Source organism: Desulfosarcina widdelii, from assembly GCF_009688965.1.
Classification (GTDB): Bacteria; Desulfobacterota; Desulfobacteria; order Desulfobacterales; family Desulfosarcinaceae; genus Desulfosarcina; species Desulfosarcina widdelii.
This window is the reverse complement of record NZ_AP021875.1, coordinates 3,207,874-3,225,194: the sequence shown is the minus strand read 5'-3', so window position 1 is coordinate 3,225,194 and position 17,321 is coordinate 3,207,874. Positions and strand designations below refer to the sequence as shown.

15 protein-coding genes are annotated in these 17,321 nt (G+C 56.9%); 10 read left to right on the top strand and 5 right to left on the bottom strand.

Going from position 1 to position 17,321, the window contains the following annotated elements; all coding sequences use genetic code 11:
* Positions 1-304 precede the first annotated feature (304 nt).
* From GN111_RS15095 to GN111_RS15075, 5 genes are all read right to left on the bottom strand, one after another.
* Entirely contained in the window at positions 305-1,678 is a 1,374-nt protein-coding gene (locus GN111_RS15095; protein WP_170302314.1) for a sigma-54-dependent transcriptional regulator, read from the bottom strand.
* A 323-nt stretch (positions 1,679-2,001) separates the two neighbouring features.
* A complete protein-coding gene (locus tag GN111_RS15090; protein WP_170302313.1) occupies positions 2,002-3,147 on the bottom strand; it encodes a DUF418 domain-containing protein in 1,146 nt (381 codons plus the stop codon).
* A gap of 127 nt (positions 3,148-3,274) precedes the next feature.
* Positions 3,275-3,637 carry a TraR/DksA family transcriptional regulator gene (locus GN111_RS15085; RefSeq protein ID WP_155304539.1) on the bottom strand — a complete coding sequence of 121 codons (363 nt, stop codon included), beginning with the start codon at positions 3,635-3,637 and terminating at the stop codon, positions 3,275-3,277.
* A gap of 98 nt (positions 3,638-3,735) precedes the next feature.
* Complete coding sequence (locus GN111_RS15080) at positions 3,736-3,999, bottom strand: hypothetical protein (RefSeq protein ID WP_155304538.1); 264 nt, start codon at positions 3,997-3,999, stop codon at positions 3,736-3,738.
* Positions 4,000-4,055: 56 nt separating this feature from the next.
* Positions 4,056-4,343, bottom strand: a complete 288-nt coding sequence (locus GN111_RS15075) for a hypothetical protein (protein ID WP_155304537.1) — start codon at positions 4,341-4,343, stop codon at positions 4,056-4,058.
* Between the two features lie 596 nt (positions 4,344-4,939).
* On the opposite strand from GN111_RS15075, the gene GN111_RS15070 reads away from it, so the two are divergent.
* The 10 genes from GN111_RS15070 (at position 4,940) to GN111_RS15025 (ending at position 17,304) form a co-directional block, all read left to right on the top strand.
* On the top strand, positions 4,940-6,037 hold the full coding sequence (locus GN111_RS15070) for a pyridoxal-phosphate dependent enzyme (RefSeq protein WP_155304536.1): 1,098 nt from the start codon (positions 4,940-4,942) through the stop codon (positions 6,035-6,037).
* Positions 6,034-7,152 (top strand): N-acetyltransferase DgcN family protein, encoded by a 1,119-nt coding sequence (locus GN111_RS15065; protein ID WP_155304535.1) that lies wholly within the window; start codon positions 6,034-6,036, stop codon positions 7,150-7,152. Before GN111_RS15070 ends, GN111_RS15065 begins: the two co-directional genes overlap by 4 nt.
* Positions 7,149-9,506 carry a creatininase family protein gene (locus tag GN111_RS15060; RefSeq protein WP_155304534.1) on the top strand — a complete coding sequence of 786 codons (2,358 nt, stop codon included), beginning with the start codon at positions 7,149-7,151 and terminating at the stop codon, positions 9,504-9,506. Before GN111_RS15065 ends, GN111_RS15060 begins: the two co-directional genes overlap by 4 nt.
* Before the next feature lie 336 nt (positions 9,507-9,842).
* A complete protein-coding gene (locus GN111_RS15055) occupies positions 9,843-10,910 on the top strand; it encodes a mandelate racemase/muconate lactonizing enzyme family protein (protein ID WP_155304533.1) in 1,068 nt (355 codons plus the stop codon).
* Positions 10,911-10,921: 11 nt separating this feature from the next.
* On the top strand, positions 10,922-12,232 hold the full coding sequence (locus tag GN111_RS15050) for an MFS transporter (RefSeq protein WP_170302312.1): 1,311 nt from the start codon (positions 10,922-10,924) through the stop codon (positions 12,230-12,232).
* 255 nt (positions 12,233-12,487) lie between these two features.
* Positions 12,488-13,549: an ABC transporter ATP-binding protein gene (locus GN111_RS15045; protein ID WP_155304531.1), complete on the top strand. Its 1,062-nt coding sequence runs from the start codon at positions 12,488-12,490 to the stop codon at positions 13,547-13,549.
* Positions 13,536-14,450, top strand: a complete 915-nt coding sequence (locus GN111_RS15040; protein WP_155304530.1) for an ABC transporter permease — start codon at positions 13,536-13,538, stop codon at positions 14,448-14,450. The genes GN111_RS15045 and GN111_RS15040 overlap by 14 nt, the downstream gene beginning before the upstream one ends.
* Positions 14,447-15,235, top strand: coding sequence for an ABC transporter permease (locus GN111_RS15035; protein WP_155304529.1), 789 nt, complete (start codon positions 14,447-14,449; stop codon positions 15,233-15,235). The genes GN111_RS15040 and GN111_RS15035 overlap by 4 nt, the downstream gene beginning before the upstream one ends.
* Positions 15,236-15,260: 25 nt before the next feature.
* Positions 15,261-16,310, top strand: coding sequence for an ABC transporter substrate-binding protein (locus GN111_RS15030; protein WP_197740557.1), 1,050 nt, complete (start codon positions 15,261-15,263; stop codon positions 16,308-16,310).
* A 289-nt stretch (positions 16,311-16,599) separates the two neighbouring features.
* Positions 16,600-17,304, top strand: a complete 705-nt coding sequence (locus tag GN111_RS15025) for a PAS domain-containing protein (RefSeq protein ID WP_155304528.1) — start codon at positions 16,600-16,602, stop codon at positions 17,302-17,304.
* Positions 17,305-17,321 lie beyond the last annotated feature (17 nt).

Below are 17,321 nucleotides of genomic sequence, written 5' to 3'. Positions count from 1 at the left end.
AACCATACCAAGTTTGACGGCGTCTTTAAGAATCGTGAACTCATGTTTGACATTTTCGAAAGAATTCACCAGCCATGTCATTCCCGCGCAGGTAGAAATTCCTAACTATTTGAAAAAATGGATTTCTGCCTGCGCGGGAATGGTATCCATGGACCAAGTTCGACTTTTTGAGAACCCATCAAGGCGTTGGTAAGTTGCTACCGTCGGTGAGCCGATCTGGGCCAAAGAAAAGAGGACCGGCAAAAAACAGACGAATCGGAACCTTTCATTCCGTTTACGCCGGGAGGCTAAAGGAAAGTCCGGATCATTTCGTAGGAGAAGCGCTGGTTTTAAAGGCGTTTTTTTCCAGTTGGTATTTGTGCATCAGCTTGTTCAACTGCCTTGTGCTGATGCCGGCCTCGCCTGCCGATGCGTTGATCCTGCCGTTGTTGCGCAACAGCAGTTGTTTCAGGTAGCGGCGCTCCGTCTCGGCCAGCGCTTTGCTCCTTACGGCGGCCAGGGTTTCGCTGGTGTCGATGGCAATTTCTGTCACCGGCTCCATCCGTTCGAAGAGTTCCGACGGAAAGCTTTCCGGGGTGAGTTGACCGGTCGTCTCCAGGATATGGGCACGTTCCAGCAGGTTTTCCAGTTCCCGGAGGTTGCCCGGCCAGTCGTACTGCATCAGGGCATGCATGACGTCGGGGTGGACGCCCTGAATATTCTTTGCATTGAATTGGTTGAATTTATTAACGAAAAAGTCCACGAACAGCGGAATGTCCTCCCGGCGTTCAAAAAGCTGGGGAATCGTGATTGGAAATACGTTGAGCCGGTAATAGAGGTCTTTTCTGAAGAGCCCATCGACGCACATCTGCTTCAGATCGCCGTTGGAAGCGGCAATCACGCGCACATCGGCCTTCAGATTGGTTTCCCCGCCCACACGCTGGTAGATGCCCTCCTGTAGAACGGTCAGCAGCTTGACCTGCGCCGATGGGGTCACGGTGCCGATTTCGTCCAGGAAAATCGTACCGCTGGAGGCCATTTCGAACTTTCCCGACTTGCGGCGGTGTGCGCCGGTAAAGGCCCCTTTTTCATGCCCGAAAAGTTCGCTCTCGATCAAGGTGTCCGGGATCGCCCCGCAATGAACGCTGATAAAGGGGCCATCCTTGCGGTTGCTGTACCGGTGAATCATTTTGGCGGTGAAACTTTTCCCCGTTCCAGTTTCCCCCAGCAGCAGCACGGTGGCTTTGGTCGGGGCGACGGACCTTACGTTTTCGGTCACTTTTTTCATCAAAGGACTGACGGTCTGGACATGATCGATGGTGTCTCCCTGCCACAGGCGCTCACGCAGGTAAGCCAGTTCGCACTGCTGGCGCCATTCGCGCTGAATTTCGTCGAGCACCAGGCGCATCTCGTCGACATCGACCGGCTCGGTGATATAGGTGCTGGCGCCGTGCTTCATGTAGGCCACGGCCTTGCGAACGTCGGCGTTGGCGGCGATCACGACAATGCCCATCATGGGGCGCAGCCGTTTGATGCGCTCGATCACGGCCGATGGGTGCGGCTCCCGTGCTTCTTCTTCGGTCGACAATTTTTCCAGTGCGGCCAGGTCGATGAAAAGGCAGTCGCAGGCGATTGATTGAAGACTTTCCCAAAATTGGTGCGGTTCCGAGACCGCCTGGACGCGGCTGTTAGAAGCCACGGCGCTTCGGATGGTATCGCGTGTATGCAGGTTTTGCGTAAATAGAAGAATGGTGTTCATGAATCGACAGTAAAATTATATAATTGGCCGTGCTTCCGGGAATTGCCCGGCCATTGGGCAGACCCCAGGTCGATTTTTACCGGCAACTTGTCCGGGATTTGTCACATCAGTGGGGTAAAAACAAGTCTAAAGTGAGAAGTCGACGGGTTGGGATCGGAAAAGAAGGGTGGTGGCGAAATCCTTGAATGTCGCAGCGGTTCCGGACCCAAAATGAGAATGCTCGATTCCGCTTTCGGATAAACCGGAACCGACAGTTCCTTTTTTCATCCACCCGACAATGCTTCAGGCGGGTGCCGCAGCGATGCGTCCCGGCTTTTCAGGAACAGACGCGACAGCGCATCCAATACCATTTCCAGGGGGCCGCGCTTGAAATGCCGCGTCCAGACAATGGCGAACACCATGCCGGCAAGGATAAAACCCGTTGAAAAGAAAATCGCCTGGCCGTTGGAGACAATGGCGTGCGGGTTTCCAATCCATCGGCGGAAGACGTGGCCGATGAGGATGTGGGCGATGTAAAACGTCAAAGAGAGACGACCGAAGGCGGCCAGTGGCGTAAAAGCCCCCCAGAGCGGTTTTCGTTCCGGCAGGTACCGCAAAAGCGAAATCACCGCCAGACCAGAGGCGCCGGCGGAGAAAACGAACAGCGGACCGGCAGGAAAGGCTTCCGACAGGCTGAACGCCCGCCACAAGGGTAGCTCGATATCCACCCACCGCCCGGCAATGGTTTCGGCATTTAGCAGTGCGGAAAAAAGTTCGATGCCGACGAAGCAAACACTGCTTGCGGCAAAAATGAAGCGAAACCGCAATCGATTCGGAGACCGCTCCAAACGCCCGATCAGCATGCCCAATAAAAAGAAGCAGAACCAGGGGAAAACCGGGTAAAAAGTACTGAAGAATAAATAATCGACGACAAGGCTCGACAGCCCGGAGTCGAAAACCTCTTCCAGAATCTGTCCCCCCTCAAAATCGTAAGTGACCAGGGCGCAAACGATCATGGAAACGGTTGCCATGATCGCAAGGAGTTTTTTCAATCGGGCGGTGCAACGGTCCAGCAGTAGGACACCGAACAGGATATAAGCCGTGTAGAAATGCAAAATGTCCGCATTCCAAACCATCGTCAGCAGCATGCCAGATAGCCATAGCCATGACGCACGAGCGATCATGCGCTTCCGGACCAACGGTTTTTCGTTGTCGGAAGCCCGGTCATAGGCCAGCACAATGCCCGCTCCGGCAAGCATGACGAAAAGCACGGCCGCCCGACCGGTAGCCAAACGGACGAGGGTGTCCAACCACCAGGGCTTGAAGCGGTTGATGTCCATGATTTTATAGGTGTTTACGAAAATCATGCCGACAACGGCCAAGGCGCGTGCATGGTCGTAGGCAACGATTCTGTTAGACATGCCGGCCATGGGTTGTGAGCCCTTTCCTATGGGTGGGCAGTGGGAATGCCGGTACCGTTTGGCCATTGGATTCGGGTTTTTTCGCAAACGCTATAATTCAGGATGAAGACGCTTTGAACAAAGAACTTCGGTGCGTCTACCCCAAGGCTTTCTCATAGGCTTCACGGCGACTTTTGCAGGCGATGCAATAGCTGGTCACCGGCCGGGCTTTCAGTCGCTTGATGGAGATAGGTTCCTCGCAATCTTCGCAGATGCCGTAGGTGCCGTCTTCGATGGCCGCCAGGCGCGACCGTATCTTTTTGATTAAACGACTCTCCCGGCTTCGGATCCGATAGATCCCGCTGCGGGAATCGTCGATGGTGGCCCGGTCCAGCGGGTCCGGTTCGCCGTCCGAGGAAGTTTCCAGCAATTCCAGGACGGTCGTTCCCGCCTTGTCCAGCAGAAACGCCAACTCGGTTTCGAGCAACTGACGAAAATATTCGAGATCTTCCTCTTTCATGATAACCTGTTCGATTTGAAGTGAAAATTCGTTAACATGCCGGGCTGTTATCTGTGCGGCGCCTGCCTGGGAGTCAATGCTATCGGCGATCCGGCAGGCTATTTTGCCATGTAGGTGTGCTCCAGCATCTCGAATTTTTTAATATTGATCGCCCGGTGAAATTTTTTACCGCTTTTAATGATACCGGTCGCCCGGATCGGTTTTTGAACCAGTTCCAGAAAACGTTGGCCGTTTTCGATGATGTACTCCTCATCGTCGGTGGCCGACAGGGAGACTTCGGTGACCCGGTCGTTCTCATCCCACGCAAAGGGTGTGATCACCCCGACAAGAGTCCGGGTGGATGCTATGATTGGTTTCTTCATGGACGCTCCGGATCGCGTGCAGGGACCCGGACAGATCTGTCCGGGTCCCCCACAGTTTATTCGGCTATGACCTGGAACGTGGTGATGGTAATGACCTTTACGTCACCGTCCTGCTCGACGGTTCCGGTCACTTTGACTTTTTCTCCGATGTGATTCTCAACCAGATCGTTGCCCTCAGTGGTGTCGGTCACCTCGTACACCTGGCCGTCGCTGGCTACAATTTGATAGCTGTCGTTGACTTCACCCTCGATGGTGGTGGATCCGGCCACCGCAGCAAGGGGCAGGATGAGCAGCATAACCATGACGATCAACCCCGCAACGACGTTAATTTTCCTTCTTTCCATTGGTCCTCTCCTTTGTTAGGCTTTTTAAGAGAATTGCCTGCGATGTTTCCGATTGTCAGGCAATCCGTGTTGAGCAATGTTCGGGCCAAGTGTATAATTAATTAATTTGTAAAGATATATTTACATTTTTATAAGAATCTGTACCCAAATTTAATGTGTGCCGGGTGTCGGTCCGATTCCTGAAATAGCTCCTTTCTATCCACTAAAAAGTCGCTAACAATCTGTTATGGTTGCCAATAAAACAATTTCGGCACCGACGGGTACGATATTTCCCCAATCGGAACTGAAGGTTCCGTTTTCCATGGAGAGTTCCGCTTTCGGAAAGTAAAATTTCAATCGATTTCCTGAAAAATCGAAAAATTTGTACACGGAGCTGAAGACAGGCCAATGGCAACCAGTCGGGCTGGTATTGACCGGATGCCGTGACGCTTCACCGTTAAAAACGGTGTGTGGGTGCCGGATTTTATCGAGGTGTCGGCCCTGATATTCAAAAAAAAGAATTCAAGTTCCGCGTTTGTCACAAATATTGCTATCGCCCACTCCGTTTGGTGAACAGCGCATAACGCGTCGTTTTTAGATAGGAGGCCATAGAAACCATGCCCACAGAAAACAACCAGTTCACCCAGCCCTTCGAGTTGTTGGACGGCGCTTCCGGCGCGCTTCAGCAGATCCAGCAGGATGTCAACCCACAGCGGAAGATCAGTGCCGATCTCTCCAAACCCATCGAGGAGCGCCTGGAAGCCTACGAAGATATCATCGACTCCGAAGTGGGCGACACGGCCTTCATTCGGGCCCGCAACATCGAACGGGAGACCGGTCTGCGCCAGATTTTCCTGAAGTTCGAAGGGGGCAATCCCACCGGTACCCAGAAGGACAGGGTGGCATTCGCCCAGGCCATGGATGCCCTGCGGCGCGGGTTCGACGCCATCACGGTGGCCACCTGCGGCAACTTCGGCGTGGCCCAGGCCCTGGCCGCTTCGCTGGCCGGCATTCGCTGTGTGATTTTTATTCCGGGCAACTATCACACCCGGCGCATCGGGGAGATGGAGGCCCTGGGGGCCCAAATCGTCCGGGTGGAGGGAGACTACGAAGGGGCGGTAATCGCGTCGAGCCGGCGGGCCGAGCAGGAGGAATGGTACGATGCCAATCCCGGTGGCGGCAACACGACCATGCAGCTCGGCGCTTACGGTGGCATTTCCTATGAAATTTACGACGAATTGGGCGATGCGCCCGCGGCAGTGGCCGTTCCGGTGTCCAACGGCACCACCTTCGCTGGCGTGTTCAAAGGCTTTGCCAGCCTCTACCGACGCGGCAAGACGTCGCGCATGCCGCGCATGGTGGCCGGCTCTTCGTTCAAGAAGAATCCCATCATCCAGGCGGCCTTGAAGAACCGGCCCACCTGTGAAGATCTGGTGCCGGAGAAAATCCGGGAGACCCGGGTGAACGAACCGCTGATCAACTGGCATGCCATCGACGGCAACATCGCCCTGCGGGCCTTGCGGGAGACCAACGGGTGGGCCGGCGATGCCTCCGATAAAAACATGCGCAGCTACTCTCGCCTGATCCGCGAAAAAGAGGGACTGGACGTGCTGCCGGCTTCCACGGCCGGTTTGATCGCGCTGATCGAACGCCACAAAATCGAACCTTTGCCCAACGACCGTTACGTGGTTGTTCTGACCGGGAGGAAATCATGACACCCGAAGCAAATGCCATTGTCTACTGTGAAGGCGCCTACAACACCTTAAACGGCAAAACCGCCCACGGCCTGGTCCGCTTTACCCGGCGGTACCGCGTCCTTGCCGTGGTGGACTCGCGTTATGCCGGGCAGGATGCCGGCGAAGTGATCGACGGAAAGGCCAACGGCATCCCCGTTACCGCGTCCATCGAGGACGCCCTGACGCTGGGCCGCCAGGCCGGCACACCGGCCACCCATCTGGTGATCGGCATCGCTCCCGACGGAGGGCGCCTGGGCAGCCAGGCCCGTCGGGACGTGATCGCGGCCATCGGCCACAAACTCAACGTGGATTGCGGCCTGCACGATTTTCTCTCCGAGGATGAGGAGATCGCGATGCACGCCGAGCGAAACGGGGTTATCCTGCGGGACATCCGCAAACCGCCCGACCGCAGCCAACTGCATTTCTTTTCGGGAAAGATCGAATCGGTAGCGGCCCTGAAGATCGCCGTGCTGGGCACCGACTCGGCCGTGGGCAAGCGCACCACGGCCTGGCTTTTGGTGCAGGCCTTCGAACGGTTGGGCTACAAGGCCGAAATGATCGGCACCGGGCAGACCGCCTGGATGCAGGGCGCCCGCTACAGCATGATCATGGATTCGCTGGTCAACGACTTCGTCTCCGGGGAGATCGAGCATGCCGTTTGGTCCGCCTGGAACGAGCAGCATCCCGATGTCATCATCATCGAAGGGCAGGGCAGCCTGATGAACCCTGCCTATCCGGGCGGGTTCGAGATCCTGGCAGCCGGACGTCCGGACCTGGTGCTCCTGCAGCATGCCCCGGCCAGAAAAGACTACGACGGCTTTCCCGGATATCCCATCCAGCCGCTGTCCCGACAGATCGAAGCCGTCGAGATTCTTTCGGGCAAGCCCGTGGTGGCCGTTACCGTGAACCATGAGAACTTGGACGCCGACCGGATTCCGGCGGTCTGCGAGGCCATCCACACCGTGGCCGGGCTGCCGGCCTTCGACGTGCTGCGGGACCGGGCCGATGCTTTAATGGATTTGCTGGTGCCCCATCTGAAAAACCGGCAGCCTGCGGCGTCTACCGACAACTTTGAAGAGAAATCCGAAGCATGAGCGCCACAGACATCCGCGAACAAAACCAAGAGACCGAACTGCCGGACGTGCTGCAGGTGTTCGACCGCCTGGAAATGGGTCCGGTAAAACTGGAAGGCCGGCGCCTGGTGGCTCCCTATCGCCTGATCATCGGTGAGAAGGTGGAGCAGACCGAGCTGATCTGCACCTACGAGGAGAAGGTGTTCGATCCCCGCTCGCCCGAATCCCACAACCTGGCCGCCATGATCGCGGCCCAGGTGGCCCTCAATTACGGGCTGTTCTGCCGGGAGATCGTCCTTTACGGTCTGTTTGACAAAACGGATCGTCGATTTCTCAGGGAGATGGCCGAGAACACCGCCCGTGAAATCTATGTCAAAAAATTCCTGGAACCCAACCCCTTTCTGATCGGGGATGCGGTCGGCCTGCCGGCGGTGAAACCCAAGGCCTTCCTGCGGGCCAGGCTGGTCTTTCCCGACCGGGCGCGGCACAACCATCTGGCTTCCTGGAAAACCGATCCCGGACGCTACTGTGTCCTTTCCAGCGGCGGCAAGGACAGCCTGCTGAGCTTCGGGCTGCTGTACGAGGTCGGGAAAGACGTGCATTCCATTTTCGTGAACGAATCGGGGCGGCACTGGTTTACGGCTCTCAACGCCTATCGCCATTTTCGGGACAACGTCCCCAACACGGCGCGGGTCTGGATCAATGCGGACCGCTTTTTTTCCTGGATGCTGCGTCGCATGCCTTTCATCCGCAGCGATTTTGCCGGCGTACGCGCCGACGAGTATCCGATCCGTCTCTGGACGGTGGCGGTATTTCTCTTCGGCGTCCTGCCGCTGGTGCGCAAACGGGGCATCGGGCGCCTGATTATCGGCGACGAGTTTGATACTTCCCGGCGGGTCACCACCCGGGGCATCCGCCACTACGACGGCCTGTTCGACCAGAGCATCTGGTTCGATGCGGTGCTGTCCCGCTATTTTCAGCGCAAGGGATGGGCGCTTACCCAGTTTTCGGTGCTGCGTCCCTTGTCCGAACTGCTCATCGAAAAAATCCTGGCCAAGCGCTATCCGCACCTTCAGGAGCATCAGACCTCCTGCCACGCCGCCCACAAGGCGGACGAGCGCATCCGGCCCTGCGGTAAATGCGAGAAGTGCCGCCGCATCGTGGGGATGCTTCTCGCCATGGGAGAAGATCCCTCCCGCTGCGGCTACACCGCGGACCAGACGACCCAATGCCTGAAAGCGCTGTTCGAGAAAGGGGCCTACACCCAGGCCACGGCCGAGGCCGGCCAGCTTTTCTACCTGCTGGCCCGAAGCGATCGGGTATCGGTGCCGGAAGAGATCGCTGCAACCGCCAAGCCCTATCCGGAGATCTTGAAGCTGCGCTTCGATGCCCAGGTATCGCCCATCGACGGCATTCCCGAAGATTTGCGGGCCGATCTGTACCGCATCTGCCTCGAGTATGCCGATGGGGCGGTGGAAAGGCAGGGGACGAAATGGCAGCCGGTGGAAGTGTTCTCCCATGCCGGCATGCAGGCAGCCTACCGCTTCGAATCCAAAACGGATGCCGGCGAGCAGGAAAAGACGGCCGCTCCGCCGGCCACCTTTTACTGGGGAGAACTTTGCTGGCCGGATGCCGCCGCGCGCCTTGACATCGTGGATACGGCCCTGCTTCCGGTAGGGGCCGTCGAGCAGCATGGTCCCCACCTGCCGCTGGACACGGACGCCTTCGACGCCGAATACCTGGCAAGAAAGGTTGCCGACGGGTGCAGCGAGCCCAAACCCTTGGTGCTGCCCCTGATCGCCTACGGCGTCTCTTACCACCACGAGGCCTTCAAGGGCACCATCAGCATCAACAACGAAACCCTGGCCAACCTGGTTTACGATGTCGGCATCAGTTTGGCCAAAAACGGCATTCAAAAGCTGGTCATTATCAACGGACACGGCGGCAACGCGCCGTCGTTGAACTTCGCTGCCCAGCGCATCAACCAGGATGCCCGCATCTTCGTCTGCGTGGACACTGGAGAAACCAGCGATGTGGACGTGGACGGCCTGATCGAGACGCCCAACGACGTCCACGCCGGCGAGATCGAGACCAGCACCAGCCTGGCGATTCGGCCGGAGCTGGTGCGCATGGACCGCCTGCAGATGGAGGTGCCCGAGTTCACCAGCCGCTATCTGGACTTTACTTCCAAACGGGGGGTGGCCTGGTATGCCCACACCCACAAGATTTCGGCCAGCGGCGTCATGGGCGACCCCACCCGGGCGACGGTGGAAAAAGGGGAGAAAATGTGGGAACTGATGATCTCCAATCTGGTGGCGTTCGTGGATCAGATCAAATCCATGACGTTAAAGGAGATTTATCAGAAGCGATACTAGTGCCCATCCATAAATGGCCAATTTGCCCTATATCTTTGTTGCGCGAGAAATTTCATCCTCGAAATATCAACCATATGCCTGCGGTAAAATTTTTCGTGCGCCTCGATCTCGACCAAATTTTCCTATTTCTGGATGGGCACGATACTAACACGGCTTCGTGAGAAGCCCGATATATTCGTTACGCTTCGTCTCTCGTCGTTGTGGAGTATTTTGAATACACCTCGCTCCTTGGGACTAGCAAGCCTTGATCTCGAACTTCTCACGAAACCGTTTGCAAAGCACAAATGGCGATATTAACCAGGAGGAAGGGAAATGGCCTTTCCTTAAAGGACAACCATGAAAATTGTAAACATCGAAGCCTGGCCGGTCTCCATGGAGCTGACCGAGCCCTACACCATCGCCTACGAAACCGTCACGGCGACCACCAATGTATTCCTGCGCCTGGAGACTTCCACCGGAGTTGCAGGTTACGGCTGTGCGGCACCGGATCTGGCGGTGACCGGTGAAACGGCACCGGGTACCTTTAAGGCTGCCCAGTATATCGTCCTGCCCGCCCTCAAAGGAAGCGATCCCCTGCGCCAGCTGATGCTTCTGGAGCGGATCAGACCGCATCTGAAGGCGCAGCCATCGGTCCTGGCCATGGTGGACATGGCCCTGCTGGATATCCTGGGAAAGACGGCAGGCCTGCCCCTTTACCGCCTGCTGGGCGGTTTCCGCGACCGGATGCGCACCAGCGTTACCATCGGCATTCTTCCGGTTCCAGCCACCGTCGACAAGGCCGTCGAATTTGCCGGTCAAGGCTTCCGGGCCCTCAAAATCAAGGGCGGCGCGGACGTGGACGTGGATGTCGAACGCCTGATTGCCGTCCGGAAAGCGGTGGGCAACAAGATCGAGCTGCGCTTCGATGCCAACCAGGGATACTCGGAGGCCGATACCCTGCGGTTTGTCGAAGGGGTTCGTCCGGTGCACCTGGAACTCATCGAGCAGCCCACACCCCGCACCCGGGAGCGAATGCTCGGTCGAATCACCCGACAGGCGCCGCTGCCCATCATGGCCGACGAGAGTCTCATGGATTTAAGCGATGCCTTCCGACTGGCCAGAAAAGATCTGGTGGATATGATCAACATCAAGTTGATGAAGGTTGGGGGCATCGACGAAGCCCTGAAGATCAATGCCGTGTCGCGCGCCGCCAATCTTGAGGTAATGGTGGGCTGTATGGATGAATCGGCCCTGGGCATCGCCGCCGGACTCCATTTCGCCTTGGCGAGGCCCAACGTCAGATATGCCGACCTGGACGGACATCTGGATTTGAAAAACGATCCCGCCCGGGGCGCTGTCCATCTGCGCCGGGGCGTTTTGTTCCCCACCGGACAGCCGGGGTTGGGGTTTGATCCAAAAGATTGAGAGAGATTGAAGTGGTTAAGATCGTCGGTTCTTTTAGTGCTCTGTTCGCTGCCGTTCTGGTTTTTCTGACCGGCAACGGCCTGCTCAATACCCTGCTGAGTACCCGCATGGCCATGGAGGGATATCCGATGGCCGTCACGGGCATTGTCCTATCCTGCTATTTTGCCGGCCTTTTAGCCGGTTCAACGGTATGCTATCGGCCGATCCAAAGGATCGGCCATATCCGGGCGTTCACCATCTTTGCCGCAGGAACGACGGCCACAACGCTGCTTCACGGTTTGTGGATGACTCCTGTGGCCTGGGGCGTTCTGCGTTTTTTTTGCGGCATAACCACCTTCGGCATGTACATGGTGATAGAAAGCTGGCTGAACGAATGTACGGAATCCAGGTACCGCGGACGGATTTTTTCGGTCTACATCGCCCTGAGTTACCTGGGGATCGGCATCGGCCAACAGCTTCTCAACGTTGGAGACGTGGGGAGCAACAACCTTTTTATCGTTGCCGGCGTGATTTTTGCGCTGTGCCTGGTCCCGGTATCCGCAACCGAAGGCATCCATCCCCAACTGCCCGAGAGAAAGAAAATCCAGCTCAGGCGCGTATTCAGAACCTCGCCCATCGGCATGCTGGGGAGCATGGCCGCCGGCTTGACCAACAGCGCATTTTTCTCCATGATGCCGGCCGTATGCACCAGCATCGGGATGAGCCATTCCCAGTTGGCCTGGATCATGTCCGCAACGGTCTTCTCCGGCTTGACGGCCCAATGGATTGTGGGGGCCGTCTCTGACCGCTTTGACCGCACCTTTGTCCTGGTTGTCGTCGCTGTCGCCATTGCCGTCGTCAGCGGATGGATGTTTGTCGGCCAGGAGACGACCTATCGGTTGCTGATCGGTAAAATGGGGTTGCTGGGCGCCCTTGTGTTCGCCGTCTACCCCGTGTCGGTGGCCCGGGCTCACGATGTGTTCGAAGGCAAGGAAACCGTGGCGGTCAGCGGCTGCCTCCTGTTCGCCTACAGTGTCGGGGCTTGTGCCAGTCCCCTGCTGGCTTCCGGATTGATGACCCTTCTGAAAAGTCCCTTCGGCCTTTTTGCCTTCTGGTGTCTGGTCAACGCAAGCCTGGCCCTGGTCACACTTTATCTGCTCAAACAGGAAAAGGTCGAAGTGGTCGCGGTGGAAGACCAGGTTTCTTTCGTTCCCATGAAACGTTCATCGCCGGTGGTCATGGCGATGGACCCGCGCAACGAACCCCAGGGCGGCATTCAGTCGATTCGGAAAACAGATGCCAATTTTCCCGGGCCCTCGGCTGGTGCCGGTCAAGCACGATAGACGGGCATTGTCTATGGAGCCAACACAACGGTTGCATTGTTTGGCCAAGTTATATATTTTGGCCGCCAAATTTTTTGGAAACGCTTTTCTGTAAAGCTCAAGCTAATCGCGTGCCTGGCTCCCATGTTTCTGTATAGGAGCAAAATTTGACGGGTTATCAGGCTACAGGTTCCCATGCAGAGTATGGGAGGCAGATACTGGAGTTTTATAGATATCCGCGTTTGCGAGTTCATCAAGAGTTGGAATGATAGATAAATGAGCCGGTCCCCGGAAACCATTATTGAAAATGGCCTTGCGATTCGCAATGTCTGCAAGCATTATGAAGATTTTGCCGCCCTGGAGGATGTCTCCCTGCATGTGGCCCCGGGAGAATTTTTTACGCTGCTGGGACCCTCGGGTTGCGGCAAGACGACCCTGTTGCGCATTATCGCCGGGCTGGAACTTGCCGATTCGGGTCAGATCTTTTCCGGCGGGAAAGATATTACACGACTTCCGGCCATTAAACGCCAGGTCAACACGGTTTTTCAGAGCTATGCCCTTTTTCCCCATTTAACGGTCTGGGAAAATGTGGCCTTTGGGCTTCGCTCGCGCAAGTTTCCCGCCGGCGAAATCAAAAGACGGGTCGAACGCCGGCTGGAGATGCTGGATCTCGGAGCCCTGGCCGGTCGGCAGCCCCACCAGCTCTCCGGCGGGCAGAAACAGCGCGTGGCCCTGGCAAGAGCCTTGGTGAACGAGCCGGATGTGCTGCTGCTGGACGAGCCCATGAGCGCCCTGGATGCCCGTCTGCGTGCCCAGGTGCAGGAGGATCTGCGGCGGCTGCAGCGCAAGCTGGGGCGAACCTTCATCCTGGTGACCCACGACCAGGCCGAGGCCCTGGTCTGCAGCGACCGGATGGCCGTAATGCGCGACGGACAGATCGTTCAGACCGGCGATCCGGAGGCGGTTTACGATTACCCCAAAAACCGTTTTGTGGCCGAGTTTCTCGGCGTCGCCAACCTGATCCCCTGTACGCGGGTGCCGGGAGGCGTGCAGACCGCCTTCGGCTTTCTGGCCCTGGAGCAGGAGGTTCCCTGGGAAAAGGGAACCGTGGCCATCCGCCCGGAATGGATCCGCGTGGGGGAGCATCCGCCCGAGCGCAACGGCGTTCGTGTGAGGGTGACGGATATCGTCTACCGGGGCACCAGTTTCGAACTGTGGGTGGAACCGGGGCCGCTGCGTGTGCGCACCAGCTCCTATCGACGCATCAATCCAGGCAGGGAAATCTGGCTGGAACTGGCCCCCGAGGAACTGCAGGTTCTTGAAGATGACACGAACTGATGCCACGATTGCCTGGTACGGGGCATTGACGACCCGGCACCGGTTGATGAGACTCGGCGGCGGCCTGTTGATCCCCGGAATGCTCTGGTTGATGCTCTTTCTGGTGATTCCCGGCCTGGTGCTGGTGGCGGTGAGTTTCCTCACCCGGGGGGCATACGGCGAGCTGGAATGGACCTTTACGCTGGAGAATTACCGGCGGCTGGCCGGCTTTTCGCTTTTCGGCTGGACGGCAGACTACCTGATCATCCTCTGGCGGTCGCTGGTCGTGGCCTTTGTTACCACCCTGGTGTCGGTGGTCGTTTCTTACCCCCTGTGCTTTTTTATCGCCGCACGGCCCGAGCGCAGTCGCTACCTGTGGCTGACCTTGGTCATCATTCCCTTTTGGACCAATATGGTCATCCGGACTTACGCCTGGTTTTTGATCCTGTCGCCCGAGATGCCCTTTGCCCGTCTGGCAGCGCTGCTGGGCTTCATTCCGGCCGGGGCACCGCTGTACCCCAACGCCTTTGCCGTCTATCTGGGCATGGTTTCCATGTTTCTGCCCTTCGTAACCCTGCCGCTGTATGCCAGCGTAGAGCGGCTGGACTGGTCGCTGGTGGAGGCGGCCCAGGACCTGTACGCCTCGCGGACGCGGGTCTTCACCCAGGCGATTTTGCCCCAGACCATGCCGGGCCTTTCGGTGGGAATCATCCTCACATTTATACCGGCCATGGGCATGTTTGTGGTTCCCGATCTTTTGGGCGGGGCCAAGTACATGCTGGTGGGCAACCTCATTCAGCAGCAGTTCGGCCCCAGCCGGGACTGGCCCTTCGGAGCGGCCATCAGCATGGCCCTGATGCTGCTGACCATGGTCGGGCTGCAAATCTACCGGCGCAGGGGCAAAGAGATCGAGGTCCTATGAGACGCAGCGATTTCGTTACCGCGGCCGTTTCCTGGCTGACCCTGGCATTTCTCTATCTGCCGCTGGTTGGCGTAGCAGTTTTCTCCATCAACGATGCGCGAAGGGGGCTGGTGTGGAAAGGGTTCACCCTGAAGTGGTATCTCAAACTCTTCGAAAACGAGTGGATCCTCGAGGCCGCCTGGAACACCCTACTGCTGGCGGTGATCTCCACTTTCGTCGCCACTGTCCTGGGTACAATCCTGGCCATTGCCATGGACCGCTTTCCCTGGGCCAGACGGACCCGCAATTTTCTGGATACCATTTTGTACATTCCCGTGGTCATCCCGGACATTATCCTGGCGGCATCCCTGGTGGTGGTTTTCGGATTGCTGCGGCTGCTTTCCTCCTTTTTCGAACCCGGACTGCCCAACATGATTGTCGGTCACGTCACCTTTCAGATCGCCTTCGTGGCCCTGGTGGTTCGCAGCCGACTGGGGGCCATCGGCCGGGAAATGGAGGAAGCCGCCCGAGATCTTTTTGCATCCAATTGGTACATGTTCAGAAAGGTGATGCTGCCGCTGCTGATGCCCGGCATCATGGCGGGAGCCATGCTGGCCTTTACCCTTTCCCTGGACGATTTCGTGATTAGTTTTTTTATGGCCGGGCCCGATTCGCAGACCCTGCCGCTGTTTATTTTCGCGGCAGTCCGCAGGGGGGTGACACCGCAAATCCACGCCCTGTCCACCCTGATCATGTTAATCACCGTCGTGCTGGTAATTCTGGCGGAACGATTCACCCGTCGTTAGCGACAGGTCTGAAAAGGAGAAAACCATGATGCGCAAATTAAGTCTACTGATCGGCATTGTACTGCTTCTTACCGCCGTGGCCGCCAGTGGCCAGGAACTGAGAATTTATAACTGGTCCGAATACATGGATGAAGAGAAGATGCCGGCCGATTTCGAAAAGCGCTTCGGCATCAAGGTACGCCTGGACATTTTCGAGAACAACGAGGAGATGGTGGCCAAGCTCCAGGCCGGCGGCGTCAGCCAGTACGACATCATTGTTCCTTCCGACTATATCATGCCGGTGCTCATCAATCGGAAACTCGTTCAGCCCCTGGACCATGCCAAACTGCCCAACCTGAAAAACCTCAAACCGCTTTTTCACCAGACGGGGTACGATCCGGGCAACGTTTACTCGGTGGCCTATCAGTGGGGTACGGTGGGCTTGATGTACCGCAGGAACCAGGTCCCTGAAGATGCGGTGAATAGCTGGTCGGTTCTGTTCGACGAGAAAAGCCAGCCCGGTCCCTTCTGGCTGATCGACGGCGTACGGGAGATGATGGGCATTGCGCTGGTCTATTTGGGGAAAGACTTCAACAGCACCCGACCCGCAGACCTCAAGGCCGCTTCGGATCTTCTGGTATCCACCAAGCGAACCAAAAACTGCATGGGCTTTAAATCCGGTGTGGGCGGTAAAAACGACGTGGTCGCCGGCACGGCCGTGGCCGCCATTGTTTACAACGGCGACGCCATTCAGTCGGTGACCGAAGACCCGGAAAACCTCGCTTTCACCATTCCCAAAGAGGGCAGCGAGATATGGTTCGATTCCATGTGTATTCCGGCAAAGGCGCCCAACCCGGATGCCGCCCACAAGTGGATCAACTGGATTCTGGAAGCGGAAGTGGGTGCCGAGCTTTCCAATTACAATCAGTACGCTACGCCCAACGCGGCTGCGGAAACCTTCATTACGCCTGAAGACCTCAAAAATCCGGGCATATACCCCACACCCGAGATCATGGAGAACCTCCACTTTACCAAGGACCTGGGCAAGGACAACCGCATTATGGACGAAGCCTGGACGCGGGCCAAGACGCGCTGACGGATCGCCAAACCCCTTGGGGCTGGCTTTGCGAGACGGCGTCTTTTTAAACGCCGGAAGGTTTAATTGTGAAGCATCGGGCCTTTTTTTGTTTTGCCCCCATGAATGATCTTCATGTATAATGCTTTTCCAACAACAGACTCGATATTGTGGTCGGCCTACAGACCGGTTTGCCAGCGTCAGGAAAATGCACATTCAACGCCGACAATAACATCTTCGAGAAAGGCGAACGCCAGCTCTGAAAAAATTATATAACTATCCGGATTCATAATTATCATCCAAATTATTCATGACACAAAAGCCTCCCGATAAAAAACGGAAACAGCACAGCCGCGAACCTTTGGCCGCCGCCTTTGCAATGCACCCATCGGCCACTAAGATCCTGCTGGAAAACAGACGCTTTCTCATCGATCTCATCGAAAACAGCGGGACCCTTATTGTAATCAAGGATCTTGAGGGGAATTACCTCCTGGTCAATCGCAAATGGGAGGAAGTTACCGGCCTGAAAAGGGAATCCGTACTGGGGAATACCGATACCATACTGTTTTCGCCTGAAATGGCCCGCCAGTTTCGTGATAACGACCTGCATGTAATCCGGACGGGTTCGGCCATGGAGACGCAAGAGCGTTTGGAGACGACATCAGGAACGCGGTATTTCATCTCCAACAAGTTCCCTTTGCTCGATGACAACGGCTCAGAGGCCGGCCTGTATGGCATTTTTACCGAGATCACCGAACTCAAGCAGGTTGAAAAAGAGTTACAAGAAAACCAGAAAAAGTACCATTCGTTGTTTGACCGGGCGCAGGCGGCGCTTTTCAGGACGAGTGTTGATGGCCGGCTTTTGGAAATCAGCAAACGCTATGCGGAAAGGGCGGGTTTTTCGAGTGTTGAACACTGCATGGCAGAATACGTTCCCGGGGATGCGTGGGCGGATCCGAGCGAACGGGAAAAAATGGTGCGCGTCTTGCGGGAGAAAGGCTCGGTAACCGATTAAGAGGCCGAAATCATCCG